Origin of the sequence: Streptomyces sp. NPDC002994, from assembly GCF_040611155.1 — a bacterium.
GTDB lineage: Bacteria > Actinomycetota > Actinomycetes > Streptomycetales > Streptomycetaceae > Streptomyces.
Map to the genome: position 1 here is coordinate 221676 of NZ_JBEXNQ010000007.1, position 15851 is coordinate 237526.

The following is a 15851-nucleotide window of genomic DNA, read 5'->3' on the forward strand; positions in this document are numbered from 1 at the left end:
CGGCAACACGCGGCGGTCTGGGAGGGCGAGCCCCCGCCCTGCGGCCCCTGCATCGCCCCGAGGGGGAATCGCTCACCACCTTCGCTTCCTGCCCGGATGGTGAAACTATTGCGTGCAGGGGGCAACCTCTTCCCTAGGGTGGGCGGATGACGATTCCAGTGCGTGTTCCGGCTCCGGTCCCCCCGCTCGCCCCCCGTGCCGTCTCCGTCGGTGCCTCGCCCGTACGGGAGATCCTCGCGCTCACCGCCCGGCCCGAGGTGATCTCCTTCGCGGGCGGGCTCCCGGCGCCCGAGCTCTTTGACATGTCAGGGGTGGCCGCCGCTTACCGGGCCGTCCTGGACGAGCGGCCGGGGACGGCGTTGCAGTACTCGACGACCGAGGGGGACCCGGGGCTGCGGGCTGCGATCGCCGACCGGATCAGTGCCCGAGGCCTGCCCACGGCGGCGGATGCCCTGATGGTCACCAGCGGGTCGCAGCAAGGGCTCTCGCTGCTCGCCGACGTGCTTGTCGAGGCCGGCGACGTGGTCGTGGTCGAGGACCCCTGCTATCTCGCGGCGCTCCAGGTCTTCGCGTTCGCGGGGGCGCGGGTGGTGGCTGTGCGGGATGTCGGGGAGCTGGAGGACGTCGTACGGGCCGAGCGGCCGAAGTTCTTCTACACCGTGCCCAACTTCCGCAATCCGACCGGGCGGACCATGCCCGGTCAGGAGCGGGCGCGGGTCGCAGAGGTCGCGGCGCGGTGCGGGATGTGGGTGGTCGAGGACGACCCGTACGGAGAGCTGCGGTACGAGGGCGAGGCGGTGCCGTGGATCTCCTCCTACCCGGGCGCGGAGGACCGGACCGTACTCATCGGGTCCTTCTCCAAGGTCATGGCGCCGGGGCTGCGAATAGGGTGGCTGCGCGCGCCCGCGGAACTGCTGCGCGCCTGCGTGATCGCCAAGCAGGCCGCCGACCTGCACACGTCGACCATCACGCAGCTGGCCGCGGCCCGGTATCTGGCCGACTCCGATCTCGACGCGCACGTGGCGACGGTGCGGGAAGCGTACGGACAACGGCGGGACGCGATGCTCGCGGGGCTGCCGGAGGCACTGCCCGATGGGTCGCAGTGGACCCGGCCGGAGGGCGGGATGTTCGTGTGGGTGCGGCTTCCGGGGGGTGTTGACGCCACCGAGCTCCTGCGGAAGGTCATCACGTACGACGTCGCGTACGTGCCCGGCGCGCCCTTCTACGCCGGTGCACCCGACCTGACCACCCTGCGGCTCTGCTTCGTCAGTGAGACGCCGGAGGTGATCCGGGAAGGGCTTGCGCGGTTGGGGAACGCCTTGCGTTAGCAGGGAGATCCGGCGGACGCCCTCCCATGGTGCACAAACGGGTCGAGCGGGACAGGGACGAGACTCCGCCTATGTACGGAGCGCGCCGCGGGCTACGGGCTGTCGCTGGAGGGCAACTGCAACAGGGCATACGGTCACTGGCGCGCGGACGCCCGGGGTCCAGGTCGGGTCAGATCATGCGGCCTGCGAGCAGGAAACGACAGCGGAACTTCAGGAGCGCCGGTGAATTCAGGCCTTGCACGCCTCAAGCAGCTCGTCCCGCCTCCATCGCAGCCACGTCAGAAAAACTGGGGCTCAGCAGAGCAAACTCTCGGCGTGGAACTCCCGTCGGACTACAAGGAGCTCATTCAGACCTACGGAGGCAGCAACTGGGACGACTATCTGTATGTCTTGGAGCCCGACTGCCCCAATGACAATTACGACCTCATCGAGTGGGAAGATCAGCAGACTGAAGCCCTTGAAGGTCTCTGGGAATTCGAGGAGAAGCCGACGGGATTAACCGCAGCAGGAACTCGGATCATTCCCTGGGCCACTACTGACAACGGAGAATGTCTTTACTGGCTCGTCCGTCCGGGGCAGGGGCCAGAAGAGTGGACCATCATGTTGAACGAAGCCCGCGGCAGCGGCTGGGAGCACTACCCGACCACATGCACGAGATTCTTGGCCTCCGCTCTCGATGGCGAAGTGCAGTCCAGCATCCTCTCCTCACGTTTTCCCCTCAGCACTCACGAATTTCGTCAGCTCCGATCAGTGTGACTTGGCCGTGCCCTTGGTGAGGCAACCTTGTCGGATCTGGCCGCCGCCGCGCGCCCAGTACAGAGTCAAGTCTCGGCTCTCACCGGCATGGTCGGCTGAGCACGGCGGGGCCGACGGCGATGTCGTACAGGCCCGGTGCAGCCGGGAGTCGAGAAATCCGGGCTTGGTGCTCGTGAGCGCGGCGCGTTGCTCCCACTGGACAACGAACGCATCGAGCTGTTCGGTGACTACTACGAGCCCGGAACGTCGGCGCCTGGTATCTGGTCGCCGACCACAAGGGCAAGCCGCGGCTCTTCCGAACCGACAGGCTGGCGCAGGTCGGTGTCATCGAGGCGGAAGTGCGCCGCAGACCCGGCGTGGAGTTGACCCAGGTCTGGCACGATCTGCGCCGCGAGGTGGAGAGCGCAGCGGCGGCGTCACGATCGCCGTGCGGCTGCACCGGGAGCGGCTGGACAGGGTGACCCGTATCGCCGGCGGCTACTCCACCGGGCCACCTGTCCTCGCCCCTTCCGAGGCCTGCGCGGAGATGACCCGCGCCATCGCGAAGTTGGCCGGGCTCTACCGCACTGCTTGAACCACGGTCGTTAGGCGCGGACGACCCGAGCCACGTGGCGAGAGGCGTCCGGGGCGTGTGCTGCTGCTGGTGCGAGACAGCGCCGGCGGCTCGGATACCCCGCCATGCAGCGACGTGAGATTCCGTTGTTAGGGGGTGCCTCTTGTGGGCACCCGGCTGACGTGAGTGGAACGGCCAGAACAAGGCCCCCAGGGGCTGGCCGCAGCGGCGGCCAGCCCCTGGGCCGTGTTCAGGGGTTGCACGGTGCGACCCGAGCACCTGCTCTGGGACGAGAAAGCCGACCCGTTCACCCATACGGTGACCGTCGCAATCGCCTAGTACTCCAGTTGCAGTTCGCTATTCCTGCTGGTCAGGAGCCTGTTTCTGAGTGTAGTGAGCTGACTGGCCGTCATGTGGCGGGAGTTCGTGACCGGCGGCTGCCGATCGCTGTTGTTCTGATCGTGCAAGATGATGTGCGGCCTGATGTCTGTGCGAGCGAGCTCGAGGAGGTGCTGCTGCGGGTCGGCCACCGGTTCGGACGGGCTGACCTGCGGCGGCGGATGCGCGCCTACGTGCGGGGGCTGCTGGGGCCGGTTGGGCGGAAAAACGGCTGGCAGCTCGCTGAATACGCAGGTCACAGCACACCTCACGGGCTGCAGAACCTCCTCAACCGGACCCGGTGGGATGCGGACGAAGTCCGTGACGACGTGCAGGCATACGTCGCCGAGCGGCTTGGCGAGCCCGGCGGTGTCCTGGTCATCGATGAGACGGGGTTCCTCAAGAAAGGCACCACCTCGGCCGGGGTGCAGCGGCAGTACTCGGGAACCGCGGGTCGCACCGAGAACTGCCAGGTCGCGGTGTTCGCGGCTTACACGTCCTCACAGGGCCGGACGTTGGTAGACCGGGAGTTGTACCTGCCGAAGTCCTGGACGTCCGACCGCCAGCGGTGCCGGGCGGCGAAGGTGCCCGACGAGCGTGGGTTCGCCACCAAGACGGAGCTGGCCCGCCTCCTGATCACCCGGGCCCTGGCCTCGCCGCTGCCCATCTCCTGGGTGACCGCGGACGCTTTTTATGGCCAGGACTGGCACTTCCGCCGCATGATCGAGGAATCCGGCCTCGGCTACGTCGTCGCGGTCCCGAAATCGCAGCAGGTCAAGTCACTGGCCGGGTGCTGGCGCATCGACCAGCTCATCGGTGACGCCCCTGATGATGCATGGGAACGGCTTTCCTGCGGTGACGGCGCCAAGGGCCCACGTGCCTATGACTGGGCGGCCGCCCAGCTGCCTGCCGTCCCGATCTTCGACGGAGACGAGCCCTCCCACCGCAGGTGGGTACTGGCCCGCCGCAGCATCGCCCGGCCCGACGAGATCGCCTACTACCTGGCCCACGCCCCCACTGGAACCACCGTCGACCAGCTGGTCAAAGTGGCCGGCAGCCGCTGGTCCATCGAGTCGTGCTTCCAGAGCGCGAAGAACGAGTGCGGCCTGGACGAGTACGAAGTCCGCCGCTACGTCGGCTGGTACCGGCACATCACCCTCGCCATGCTCGCCCACGCCTTCCTCGCCGCCATGACCGCCCAGGCCACAACGGAAAGGGGGGCCGCAGAAACGGATCATCCCTCGCGCCGCTCAGCCTGGCAGAAATCCGCAGACTCCTGGCAACTTGCCGCCCCATGACAGGACACCACCGCGGGCATCACGCCGATCAGACACTGAGATGGTCCCGCTGGCGCCGCCGTCACCAGGCCGCCGCCAGAAACTGCCACTACAAACGACGCACCGCCGGTCACGAACTCCCGCCACATGACGGCCAGTCAGCTCACTACACTGAGAAACAGGCTCCTGACCAGCAGGAATAGCGAACTGCAACTGGAGTACTAGTACTCCAGCTGTAGATAGTGATCTTGTTGGTGGGATGCCGGGTCACGGTTGAGCCCGTCTCGATCGGTCCGGTCCGACGCGCTTGCCGTATCAGCTGGACTGGTCGGCGGAGGGGTAGCCGACGCTGTCCGTGTAGAAGCGGCCCTGCTCGCACAGGTCGTTGATCTCAAGGTTCGCTTCCTCGCTGAGTTGCTCATCCAGCGCGACATCGATGACGTTCCGGGCGCGGGACAGTCGCCGCGCGACATCCCAGTCGAGGATGAATTTGCCGACGGTGTACTCGTCGGCGGTTCCGGATCCCATGCGGGATCCGAGTCGGTCGAGGGAAACCACGAACTCGTTCAGGTCCTGTAGGACGGCGACGACCTCGTTGAGGGGTATGCGGATCTCTCGGGAGGACATGTCCATCGGCCGATTCAACTCCAGAGCTGGCACTCCGGCCCAGATAGCAGTCTTGCTGGTCGGGGCTGGTCCGGGAATGGATGCGCCACCGGTGATCATCGGTGTGTGAAGACAGAAGATCAGTCGGTGGCCGCAGGTCACAGCATAGATCCCGGCCGCTGGCAGGAGACGTTCGAGGTCCTGATGGGCCGCATCGCGGGACGGTTCGGCTGGGTGGAACCACGGCGCCGGGCACGGGCGTTCGTGCTCGGGTTGCTCTCGGAGCTGCCGCGCAAGAACTGCTGGACGCTGGCCGAGCATGCCGGGGACGCGAACCCGTACGGCCTGCAACACCTGCTGTCGAGGGCCAAGTGGGATGCCGACGCGGTACGCGACGACATCGCAGCTTCGTCGTCGAGCACCTGCGCGACGCCGCGGCGGCGTTGGTCGTCGACGAGACTGGCGACCTCAAGAAGGGCGCCGCCACGGTGGGCGTGCAGCGTCAGTACACCGGCACTGCCGGACGCGCGGACGGCGCCGGGGCCGCCGAGGCGTACTGGGACCCGCTGTAGCGCGCCGGCCACCGCTACCGCCGCTTCGACTCATCCAAAGCCGAGCATCTGCGCCACCACGCCGGCCCCGGCAGCGGGCGACCAGCACTGGACATCGGATGAGGTGAGGGAGCGCTTGCGGAGCACCGGGGTCGACTGCGCACCAACTGCTCTGGCCACTGGCCGGCTTCGCTACCCGCACCTCGACCTGCGCCGGATGGACTTCGGGCTCGCGTACGCCAGCTCCTCGCACCGGAGGGGCTCTTCTGGGTCGGCACTTCCGTACACGACCAAGCCCATGGCGCCGCCGAGGCATGGGAGCTGCAGGCGGCCGACGCCGAGCTGCTCACCGCCAATTGGTCCCGGGAGGACACCATGACTATCCGCACGTACCGGTGCTTCGCCCTGCGCCCATAAACCGAGAACCGAGAACCGACAACCACGACCCTGGAGATGAGTTGATCGCAGAATCGAGCAATGCCACCGCCTGGGAGGCCTACGGACGTCACCACGTCCACCGGCGGACCGCGCTGGCCGAGCTGGACCGCTTCGACTGGGGGTGGTGGGGAACCGGACCGGGAGCCGAAGTCCTCGGTGACCTCACCGGTAAACGCGTGCTCGACCTGGGATGCGGCACGGGCCGCCACGCGGCTCACCTCGTCCGCGAACACGGCGCCGTCGTCGACGCCATCGACTCCTCACCCAGCCAGCACGCTCGGGCAAGGTCCCGGTACCCCGGCCTTGCGGGACTGCGCCTCGTCCTGGCAGACGCGGTTGACCATCTCGCTCATGCCGAACCCTACGACGTCATCTACTCCGTGCACGGGCTGACCTACCTCGACCCTCATCGAGCGCTACCAGCACTCGCCGACGGGCTCAAACCGGGCGGCCTGCTGTGCTTCACCACTCTGCATACCAATTCCGCCGGCCATGGTCCCTCCACGACGGTCGCCCCGCGCCCAGAGGCCCTCCCACTCGCCGGAGGAAGGACCCAGACCGTCCAGATGTGGGTCCTCACAACCCAGTTGTGGGAGAGCCTGCTCAACGATCACGGGCTGCTCGTGGAGCGGGTAGACACCCTGGACGCCCCCAGCGACGACAATGCGGTCTCCTACAGGCTCTTCCACGCCCGTCGCTGACCGAAGGCGGCAACCGCTGTCCGCTGCGAGTAAATCTCCGTGCGGACATTGAAGTGCGTGTCAGGACGGGCGACCTTCCGTGGCCAAAGCCTCGCTCCCGCTCCCGCTCCCGCTCCGTGATTATGGAAGCGGTCTCTCAATCTCCCTATGTCGGTGGGTACTTGAGGCACACTGTCACGCGGGGACGACACCGCATGTCACTGGGGGGAAGAATGACCCGTCCAAGCAAGCCCGCCCTGACCCGCCGCACCATGCTCGGCGGTGCCGCGGCGGCCGGAGCCGGTGCGGTGCTGGCGTCCGGCAGCGTTGCGGCAGCGGATTCCGGCCGCAGCCACCGTCCGCTGGACCAGGCCGCGATCGACGCCGTCGCCGGGCGGCTCGACAGTGACCTGATCGCGTTGCGGCGTGATCTGCACGAGCACCCCGAGACGGCGGGGCAGGAATTCCGCACCGCCACTGTGGTGGCCGACCGGCTCCGCGCTGCCGGGCTTGCGGTGACCACGTGCGTGGGCGGCAACGGGGTCGTCGCCGTACTCAAGGGCGCGCGCCCCGGACGTACGGTGGCCTACAGGGCCGACACGGACGCGGTGCCGCCGGAGGGGATCGTCACGGGAGGCACCAAGGCGGCCCACGTCTGCGGCCATGACATCCACACCACAGTGGGTGTCGGCGTCGCGCAGGTCCTGGCGAAGCTGAGGCACCGGCTCAGCGGCACGGTGGTCTTCTTCTTCCAGCCGGGTGAGGAAGCCCTCGTGGGTGCTCGCGCGATGATCGACGCGGGAGTGCTGGAGCGGACCGGCGCCGAGGAGATCCACGCCCTGCACTGCGGCCCGTTTCCGGTGGGGCAGTTCGCCGTGACGCCAGGCAGCGGACTGCCGGGCCAGGACCGTGCCGTGATCACGCTGACGGGCCCGGACGCGACGGAGTCGGCGCAGCGGTTGGCCGCGGAGATCGGGGGGCTCGCCACGGTGGCACCCCCACAGACGCCCGCGGACCTGGAGCGGATGGTCGCGGACGTGCAGACGCAGGGCGGGCCGCTGGCCCGGTTCGTGGTCGTACGCGCCAGGGCGAAGGAAGCCGACGTCGAAGGCAGCGCCGAGGTGCAGGTGTCGTACCGCTGCTGGCCCGAGGAGCGGCACGTCGAGGTGCGTGAGGAGATCCGCCGACTGGCGAAGCCGTACGCCGGGGCCCTGGTCAGCTTCCCCACCGATCCGTTCCCGGCCATGGTCTGTCCGGAGGAGGAGGCGAAGGCAGTGGCGCGGCATCTGCGCCGGGTGCTCGGCCCCGGCGGGGTGACGGTGATGCACGCGGCGTTCCCCTTCAACGGTGAGGACTTCGCGCTGTTCCTCGACCGCATACCCGGCACCTACACCTTCCTCGGTGTCCGTGCACCCGGCGCCGGCATCACGAGCAGCTATCCGCACTACGGCGACTTCGACCCTGATGAGCGGGCCATCGGCATCGGCGTCCGCGCGATGTCGGGCTGGCTCGCCGCGCGCGCCCATTCGTGAGCGACCGGAACTGACACCCCTCCACCGCGACGAGTCGCAGCGGACGTCACGAGAAATGACGGCACCGTAGTCAGGTTCGGGTCTAGACCCTCACTGCGCAGGACCCATGATCATCGGCTTTTCAGGATCGGGGAAAGGAACGAAACCGACCTTGGCGTAGACCTCGTGCGCATCGAGGGTGGACAGGAGTACCCGCTTGAGCTTGTAGGGGGCCAGGTGGTCGCGGATCGCAGCAGCAAGCCAGGTGCCGAGGCCGTTGCCGCGGTGCGTGGGGTCGACGTAGACATCGCAGAGCCAGGCGAAGGTCGCCAAGTCTGTGATGACGCGTGCGTAACCCACCTGGGCCCCGTTGGCGTCGTAGAGGCCGAAGTTCAAAGACGCGCGGATGCACTGCTCGACTGTCTCGCGGCTTCTGCCCAGGGCCCAGAATGCGTCGGTCGAAAGCCAGTGGTGCACGAGGCCGATGTCGACACGGTCTGGATCGGTAGCGACCTCGTATCCGTCTTCCCTGCGAATGATCATGATCGCGATGGTAGTTGTGGGCCTGGCCGTGCAGCCAGCAGATAGATCGGTGTCAGTGGTGGCACATACGGTCTGCTCATGGTTGATCAGTGGGCAGGGGTACGGGAACGCGTCCTGGCGTTGGGCGTTCAGTCGACGAGCAGTGAGGTGTTCGGGGCGCTCGGGCACCGGTGGGCCCTGGAGGAGCCGCTCACTGAGGACGGACTGGCTGAACTCGAAGACCAGACAGGCGGGAGGCTGCCCGAGGAGTATCGGACCTTCCTCCTCCACGTTGCCGCGGGCGGCGCAGGACCTGCGTACGGCCTTTTTCCCGTACGGCGCGTACAGGGCCGGTGGCGCTGGGAAGGCGACGGTGCCGACCTGGCCGACCTCTCCATGCTCGCCGAGCCGTTCCCCGAGCAGGGACCGGACCCCAAGACCCTCGACGAACTCCTCGCCCAACGTCCCGAAGAAGAAGACTTCGACGAGATCGAGGATTTCGACGACGCCATCGAAGCGTGGGACGAGCAATGGGACGCCCTCATGTTCGCCCCCGAGCGCACCGCCGGCGCCATCGTGATCTGCCACCTTGGCTGCGCCCTGCGCGAGTGGCTGGTCATCAGTGGCAGCCACCGAGGCACGATCTGGTCCGACGGCCGGGCGGACGACGCCGACCTCGTGCCGCTCCTCGACGACGGTGGGGAACCGGTGACCTTCGCCCGCTGGTACACCGGCTGGCTGGAGAGGGCCGAGCAGGCGGTACTGCCGACGTCGTCGGACCCCGGACGCGGCCCTGGGTAGGGTGGCCGCGACAGCACATCGTGAACCGGAACAAGGAGCAGACGTGAGCGAGCCGGCGTCCATCGCCCTGCAGCAGGAGATCGCCCGGGAACTCCAGGTCGCCGAGATCTTCGAGGCCGATCGGGAGATCGAACGCCGGGTGGCGTTCCTCGCCGAGCGGCTGACCACCACAGGTCTGCGCTCCCTCGTGCTCGGCATCAGCGGCGGCGTCGACTCCACCACCACCGGCCGGCTGTGCCAGCTCGCCGTCGAGCGGGCCCGGGCCGCCGGGCACGAGGCGCGGTTCTACGCGATGCGGCTGCCCTACGGGGTCCAGGCCGACGAGCACGACGCCCAGCTCGCGCTCTCCTTCATCCGCGCCGACCAGGTGCTGACCGTGGACATCAAGCCCGCGAGCGACGCCGCGCTGGAGGCCTCGCTGGCCGGCGGCGTGAGCTTCCGCGACGCCCACCAGCAGGACTTTGTGCATGGCAACATCAAGGCCCGGCAGCGCATGATCGCCCAGTACGCGGTGGCCGGCGCGCACGACGGCCTGGTCGTCGGCACCGACCACGCCGCCGAGGCGGTCTCCGGCTTCTTCACCAAGTTCGGCGACGGCGCCGCCGACCTGGTCCCGCTGACCGGCCTGACCAAGCGCCGGGTGCGCGCCGTCGCGGACGCGCTGGGCGCGCCCGCCGAGCTGGTGTGGAAGACGCCGACGGCCGACTTGGAGACCCTCGACCCGGGCAAGGCCGACGAGGACGCGCTCGGGGTCACCTACGACGACATCGATGACTTCCTGGAGGGCAAGCCGGTGGACGAGCGGGCCTTCGAAACGATCGTCCGCCGCTACCGCCTCACCGACCACAAGCGTCAGCTGCCCGTCGCTCCCTGAGGTCGCCCTCTGAGGCCGCTCCCTGCGAGCGCTGCACTCGGCACACACAGCATGAGCACTCGGTGCGCCGGTGAGGGTACTGCGGACCGTGCGAGAGCGGCTGCGCCACCGGCTGGCGGTCGACGGTCGGCTCAGGACCGGCTGAACCAGGCCGGAAGGGCGAGCACTCAAGTTCCCAGGGATGCCTGGATCGAGGCCTCGGCCGGGACCGTGACGGCCGACTCGTCCTTGCCACGCGTCTCGACCTCAGACGACGAGCGATGGTGGCGCGGCTGAGGCTTTCCCCTGAAACGTCCCCCTGGGCCGAAGAGTTGGCCCAGGTCCGATCCCCGCCCGGAGCGAACCTTCAGACGCGGGCTCTGCTGATCGGATTGGGCAGGCAGTCGATGTGACGAACACGATGGGCGCTCAAGATCGCGGCTGCGCGGGGCACACCGCTTGTGCCCCGAAATAACCCTCCGCTGAGGCCGCGTCGTCCCCATTACAGGAACGGGAGAGACTTCGCCATGAGCTTCGGAACCCCTACAGCCAGCAGCCTTCGCATGGCCAGCCCGGTTATCCGCAGCAGGCGCCGCAGGGCGTGCCGCCGCAGAGCGTGCCCCCGCAGTAGGGCTACCCGCAGCACCCGCAGAGCCGTACGGGGCGTACCTGTCGGCCGGAATAGCCGGAATGCCGGGGGCAGGGCGTCCGCCGCTGGCCCACTGGGGGCAGCGCGCGGGGGCGCACCTGCTCGACATGCTGATCATCGTTGGTCCGATGTACGCCCTGGGGTTCATTGACCTCGCCAACAGCGACGACCCGACGAACGCCGGTCCCGGGCCCTTCTTCGCGATCGGGATGGTCTACGCACTGGGCATGGGAATCTTCCAGCTCTACAAGGAGGGCAAGGCCGGCGGTGGTGGCGTCCGCCCGCGCGATCCGGCGCAGCACCGTGGGCACGTCGGTGGCCGGCCGGTGCGGCCGTACCGGCTCAAGCCCGCGCCAGTCCACCGCGTCCAGCCCCTCCAGCCTCTCCAACAAGTCAGCCCACCCATTTCTCACGGTGCGTCCCGCGTCCGGGGCATCCTTTCACCGCGGTGGAGGGTGCGGCGCGGCAATTACCCCGCGCCGGGTTCGGTGCATCGGCGGGAGTTGGCGTGTCTGGGCGCGTCTGTACGGGAATACCTGCCCCGTGGCGGCCGGGATGATCGCCGACAGCCCCTCCAAGGGAACGTGACCAAGCCAGGTCGGGCACCACGATGCACGGTCTCCATCAGCGGCTCGCGCCGCTGAGCTGACAGCGCCCCGGCTGACGACTCCACCGGCCGGCTCTCGGCACGCCACTGCTCGATCTCGGCAGCCTGGGCGGCGGCCCCTTGCGTTCTTCAGCCCACCCATGTCGAAGTGGTTCCAGACCGTGGTCACGGTCGCCCCCGTGGGCGCGGAGGTTGAGGTGGGCGGCGCCGCTGGCTTCATCGATCAGGTGAAGCACCCGTCGTGGTGGGACGAGAACGTCGCCCCGCCCCGGATCGGCGGCGAGATTCATGTCGTCGTCCTGGACGCCGACCGTGAACCGCCCAGGATGACGCACTGCAACGGACATCGAGATCGCAGGGCGGCCGTGAGGCGCTCAGAGCGTCTGGAGCCGCAATCGCAGGGACAGGGTTCGGGTTGATGTGCGGCGGAGTGGGGTAGGCCGTGGCGGTGTTGTCCTTACCTGAGTTCACCCCAGCCCTACGTGATCGTTTTGGCACCGACGGCTACCTGCCGATGCCCTCGCTGATACCACCCGAGACGCTTCTCGCATTGGTGGCAGAGGTGGAGCGGCTGGAGAAGGTGGCCGTGCGGCGGGACTTCACCATGGCGTCCATGAATCACTCACCCCGCCACATGACCACACTCGGCGGCCACGTCATCACCAGGGAATCGGATCTGATCCCGCACTCGTACCGTGACGAGGCACTGATCACATGGCTCGGCAAGGTCACGGGCCTCAAAGCCGTCGGGGTGGCCGATCCGCTCGAACGCCACGTCATCAACATCCTCCACCGACAGGGCGACACCCACGGCGCTCACACCGACGACTACCCCCTGGCCCTGGTCCTGGTCACCGAAGCACCCAGTGATCCCGCAGACGGTGGACTCCTCCAGTGGGCCCCTGACGCCGCCGGCCTGAACGCTCTGGATACCGCTGCGGTCCGCCACGCGCACCATCGCCCAGGCGACGGATACCTGCTGCGCGCCGACACCGCCGCACACCGCGTCACCCCGCTGCGCCGGCCCGGCTCGCGCCGCACGGCGCTGAACTTCGCGTACACCACGCCCGATCGGCAAGGCCCCGTTACCTCCTCCGCCTCGCAGCTGTACATGAGGGCAGGGGAAGCCCCGCCGCACACGGGATGAGGTTTCGTACGGCTGCCGCGCAGTCCATCGCCGGCACGCCAAGAAACGCTTCACTACGATCCCGCGCGGTGGACGCGGGCAAGGACGAGCACCGTGTCGTCGTCGGGCGGGCCGGGCAGCAGACTGGCCAGGATGCGGTCCGCTGCTGCCTCCAAGTCGCCGGAGTCGCTGGACAGTTCAGCGCGTACCGCATCCAGGCCCTCTTCGATGTCCCGGCCACGGGCCTCGATGAGGCCGTCGGTGTACAGGGCGAGGACGGCGCCCTCGGCGAGGTCGGTCTCGGTCGTCGCGAAGGGCTGGCCGCCCACCCCGAGGGGGACGCCCAGGACCTCGCTGATCGTCTCGACCGTGCCGTCCGGGTGTCGTACCAGGGGCGGGGGATGCCCGGCGCTGGCGATGCGTGCGCGCCCGGTGGCGGGGTCGTACAGGATGTAGAGACAGGTCGCCAGTTCGATGCCGGCTTCCTGGGCACAGGCGTCGAGCTCGGCGAGCAGGTCGCCCGGTTCCTGGTTGTGCCGGGAGAGCGCCTTGGCCGTGATGCGCAGCCGTCCCATGGCGGCGGCGGCCGGCACACCGTGCCCCATGACGTCACCGACGACCAGAGCGACCCGGCCGCCGGGCAGGCTGATCACGTCGTACCAGTCGCCGCCGACCTCGGTGATGTGGCTGCCGGGCACATAGCGGTGAGCGACCTCCGCATAGGGGCTGGTCGCCAGGGCGCTGGGCAGCAGCGCGCGCTGGAGGGTGAGCGCGATGTCCTGCACGCGGCTGTAGAGGCGCGCGTTGTCCAGGCAGAGCGCGGCGCGCGAGGCGAGCTCACCGGCCAGGCCGTGGTCCTGGCCGGTGAAGGCGGGACGGGCCGCCGAGCGGCCGAACATGGTGAGGCCCTGGACCGTGCCCCTGGCGATGAGCGGGGCGATGAGAATGCAGGTCAGACCGCTGTCCCTGAGCAACTGGGCACGGTCCTGGTGCAGGACGGTCCGGGTCACGAACTCGTCGTCCACCGGGACGGAGACGACGCTGCCCGTTGCGAGCATCCGGTGGATCGCGGAACCGGGCGGGTAAGTCACGTGCTCCAGTCCGCTCACGAGTTCGGTGGCGGGCGGAGGCAGGGTGGTGCCGGAGGCGATCCGGCGGGTGATCAGTGGGCGTTCCGGGTCGAACACCTCGGGCTCGTCCATCCACTCCACGACTTCCACGACGGAGGCGTCGGCGAAGTCGGGCACCGCGGCGTCGACCAGTTCCCGGGCGGTGACGTTCACGTCCAGGGTGGTGCCGATAGTGGTCGCGGCCCGGTTCAGCAAGGCCAACCGCCGGCGGCCGGCGGTCGCCTCCGTGATCGCCTGCTCCCGGTCGGTCACGTCCACCAGCAGCCCGCCCAGGCCCGGCCGGCTGCCGACCGCCCCGCTGAGGGGGAAGAAGCTCACCGACCGCACTTGATCGCGGTCCGGGTGCCCCGGCGTGCGGACCCCCACCAGCGCGCCCACCACCGGCCGGCCCTCCTCGGCGACCGCCCGCAGCATCCGCTGGTACTCGCCGCCGTCCGAGGTGATCATGATCTCGTCCATCCGCCGGCCGAGGTGATCTGCTATGGGCAGTCCATCCATGTCGGCGAGCGCCTGGTTGAGGTGGACGTAGCGCAGTTCCTCGTCCAGCATGACCAGGCCGATGGGGCAGGTCTCGAAGAGTGAGTCGAGGAAGGCCAGATTGGTCTTCACCCGGTCGAGCTGGTCGCTCCGGCTGGCCAGCGCCATGACCACGGACGCCCCTCCCGCGCCGGTCACCGGAAACACCCGGAAACCACAGTCGAAGACCGTGCCCTCCCGGTGCCGGGCCCGCAGCCGGCCGCGCCAGTACCCGAGCGTGCGGCCTCGCTCCGCCAGCGACACCGGCGCGTCGGCGGCGCCCGGGGGCGGATCCGCGAGGAGGAGGCCGGCCGGCCGGGACAGCGCCCCCGCCGGGTCGTGCCCGAAGAGATCCTGCGCACCGGGCCCCCAGTAACAGATCCGGTCGTCCTCGCCGATACCGAAGACCGCCACGCGCACGTGTTCCAGCAGCGTCCCGGGCTCGGACCAGAGCGGACCGGGAGCCTTCTCACCCCCCGACCGATCTGACGGCACCAGCGGCCCCTTCCACGCGTGCCATGGCTGGTCCGAGTCCGCGTGGACGGCACGCCGGGCACGCGGCTCAGGCCCTCTGCCTCCATTGTGCGGACATGGGGCGGCTCCGTCCCCCCGGACCGCCCCGGCCGGGTCCGAGGGGGTGTTTCACGCTGACTGCGGCGACGGGTGCTCCTCGGGCCAGGCCCGTGACAACGGTGTCCACGGATCCCACGCCGTCGCAGGTGATCAGGCGTAGGACACGGCCCTTGGTCTCGCCGTACACCTTGGCCGTGGGAAAGGCGTTCTTGCTGACGGTCTCGGTTCCGGTGACGGTGAAGTGTGCTGTCTTTCCCTTCTCGTTACGTACGGCGATGTCCGCGCCCTTGGCGATGTCTTCGAGGTCATGGAAGACGGCCTTGCCGAGACGGGTGTCGTTGTGGCCGATGATGACGGCGGGCCCGGGTTCACCGGGTACGGGACCGCCCGTGTACCAGCCCGTGGTCATGCCCTTCTCCTCGGGCGGGACCTCGACGGTGCCGTCCGCGGTGGTCGCGTCCGGGTTGCCGGCGGCAGCGGAGGCCCTCGGGGACGATCCCCCGGCAGCGGCAGCGGCAGCGGCAGCGGCTCCGGCCTCCGTCGCGTCGGACGAGCGACTCGTGAGGGCGGCGACGATCAGGCAGGAAGCGGTCGTCGCGTACGGACGCGTGCCATCAGCTCGCGTGGGCTGTGTACGGCTTGGTCATGTAGTCGTCGGCGCCAGGTCCAGCTCCAGCAGCAGGTCGTCCTCGGTGGTCCGGGCGGTGAGCATGAGGACGGGCAACTCGCGCGACTCGGCGCGCGGTACACGTACGACGTCCAGTCCGTCGGCCCGCGGCATCATTACGTCAAGGACGAGCAGGTCGGGAGCGTGGCGCCGGACCCTTTCGAGCGCGGCGAGGCCGTTCCCGACGACGGTGACCGCGTACCGTTCGCGCTCCAGGTAGCGGCGGACGAGTTCGGCCTGCTTCGCGTCGTCTTCCGCGACTATCACGTTCGCCCACACACGCACGATCGTAGACGGTGCGTGCGTGTGGTCAGGGCTGGGGCGTGAGG

14 protein-coding genes and 3 pseudogenes are annotated in these 15851 nt (G+C 68.9%); 12 read left to right on the forward strand and 5 right to left on the reverse strand.

Translation table 11 applies throughout. From position 1 onward, the window contains the following. Positions 1–146: 146 nt before the first annotated feature. From ABZX79_RS11740 to ABZX79_RS11760, 5 genes are all read left to right on the forward strand, one after another. Positions 147–1328, forward strand: a complete 1182-nt coding sequence (locus ABZX79_RS11740; protein WP_355254755.1) for a PLP-dependent aminotransferase family protein — start codon at positions 147–149, stop codon at positions 1326–1328. 222 nt (positions 1329–1550) lie between these two features. Then, entirely contained in the window at positions 1551–2084 is a 534-nt protein-coding gene (locus ABZX79_RS11745) for an SMI1/KNR4 family protein (RefSeq protein WP_355254756.1), read from the forward strand. 308 nt (positions 2085–2392) lie between these two features. Beyond that, entirely contained in the window at positions 2393–2545 is a 153-nt protein-coding gene (locus ABZX79_RS11750; RefSeq protein WP_355254918.1) for a hypothetical protein, read from the forward strand. Beyond that, positions 2512–2658: a hypothetical protein gene (locus ABZX79_RS11755; RefSeq protein ID WP_355254758.1), complete on the forward strand. Its 147-nt coding sequence runs from the start codon at positions 2512–2514 to the stop codon at positions 2656–2658. Before ABZX79_RS11750 ends, ABZX79_RS11755 begins: the two co-directional genes overlap by 34 nt. A gap of 452 nt (positions 2659–3110) precedes the next feature. Further along, on the forward strand, positions 3111–4313 hold the full coding sequence (locus tag ABZX79_RS11760) for an IS701 family transposase (RefSeq protein WP_355254920.1): 1203 nt from the start codon (positions 3111–3113) through the stop codon (positions 4311–4313). A 294-nt stretch (positions 4314–4607) separates the two neighbouring features. On the opposite strand, the gene ABZX79_RS11765 is transcribed toward ABZX79_RS11760, so the two are convergent. After that, complete coding sequence (locus ABZX79_RS11765) at positions 4608–4925, reverse strand: hypothetical protein (protein ID WP_355254759.1); 318 nt, start codon at positions 4923–4925, stop codon at positions 4608–4610. A 177-nt stretch (positions 4926–5102) separates the two neighbouring features. Here ABZX79_RS11765 and ABZX79_RS11770 point away from each other — a divergent pair. The 3 genes and pseudogenes from ABZX79_RS11770 to ABZX79_RS11780 form a co-directional block, all read left to right on the forward strand. Continuing rightward, a pseudogene (locus ABZX79_RS11770) lies at positions 5103–5431 on the forward strand (transposase); the annotation flags it as partial. A gap of 476 nt (positions 5432–5907) precedes the next feature. After that, positions 5908–6588, forward strand: coding sequence for a class I SAM-dependent methyltransferase (locus ABZX79_RS11775; RefSeq protein ID WP_355254761.1), 681 nt, complete (start codon positions 5908–5910; stop codon positions 6586–6588). A 212-nt stretch (positions 6589–6800) separates the two neighbouring features. Continuing rightward, the gene (locus ABZX79_RS11780; protein WP_355254763.1) at positions 6801–8099 is read left to right on the forward strand and encodes an amidohydrolase; all 1299 of its coding nucleotides are present in this window, start codon (positions 6801–6803) and stop codon (positions 8097–8099) included. A 90-nt stretch (positions 8100–8189) separates the two neighbouring features. Here the strand turns inward: ABZX79_RS11780 and ABZX79_RS11785 are convergent, their stop codons facing one another. After that, positions 8190–8621, reverse strand: coding sequence for a GNAT family N-acetyltransferase (locus ABZX79_RS11785; protein WP_355254765.1), 432 nt, complete (start codon positions 8619–8621; stop codon positions 8190–8192). 78 nt (positions 8622–8699) lie between these two features. Here ABZX79_RS11785 and ABZX79_RS11790 point away from each other — a divergent pair, with 78 nt between their 5' ends. The 4 genes from ABZX79_RS11790 to ABZX79_RS11805 all read left to right on the forward strand — a co-directional run bounded on the left by ABZX79_RS11790 (position 8700) and on the right by ABZX79_RS11805 (position 12657). After that, entirely contained in the window at positions 8700–9401 is a 702-nt protein-coding gene (locus ABZX79_RS11790) for an SMI1/KNR4 family protein (RefSeq protein WP_355254767.1), read from the forward strand. Positions 9402–9444: 43 nt separating this feature from the next. After that, entirely contained in the window at positions 9445–10275 is an 831-nt protein-coding gene (nadE, locus tag ABZX79_RS11795) for an ammonia-dependent NAD(+) synthetase (protein ID WP_355254769.1), read from the forward strand. Positions 10276–11650: 1375 nt separating this feature from the next. Next, positions 11651–11929, forward strand: a complete 279-nt coding sequence (locus ABZX79_RS11800; protein ID WP_355254771.1) for a hypothetical protein — start codon at positions 11651–11653, stop codon at positions 11927–11929. Positions 11930–12063: 134 nt separating this feature from the next. After that, positions 12064–12657, forward strand: a complete 594-nt coding sequence (locus tag ABZX79_RS11805; protein WP_355254922.1) for a hypothetical protein — start codon at positions 12064–12066, stop codon at positions 12655–12657. 53 nt (positions 12658–12710) lie between these two features. Here the strand turns inward: ABZX79_RS11805 and ABZX79_RS11810 are convergent, their stop codons facing one another. From ABZX79_RS11810 to ABZX79_RS11820, 3 genes and pseudogenes are all read right to left on the reverse strand, one after another. Continuing rightward, positions 12711–14777 carry a SpoIIE family protein phosphatase gene (locus tag ABZX79_RS11810; protein WP_355254773.1) on the reverse strand — a complete coding sequence of 689 codons (2067 nt, stop codon included), beginning with the start codon at positions 14775–14777 and terminating at the stop codon, positions 12711–12713. A 214-nt stretch (positions 14778–14991) separates the two neighbouring features. Then, a pseudogene (locus tag ABZX79_RS11815) lies at positions 14992–15435 on the reverse strand (sortase); the annotation flags it as partial. A gap of 17 nt (positions 15436–15452) precedes the next feature. Then, positions 15453–15801: pseudogene (locus tag ABZX79_RS11820) on the reverse strand (response regulator); the annotation flags it as partial. Positions 15802–15851 lie beyond the last annotated feature (50 nt).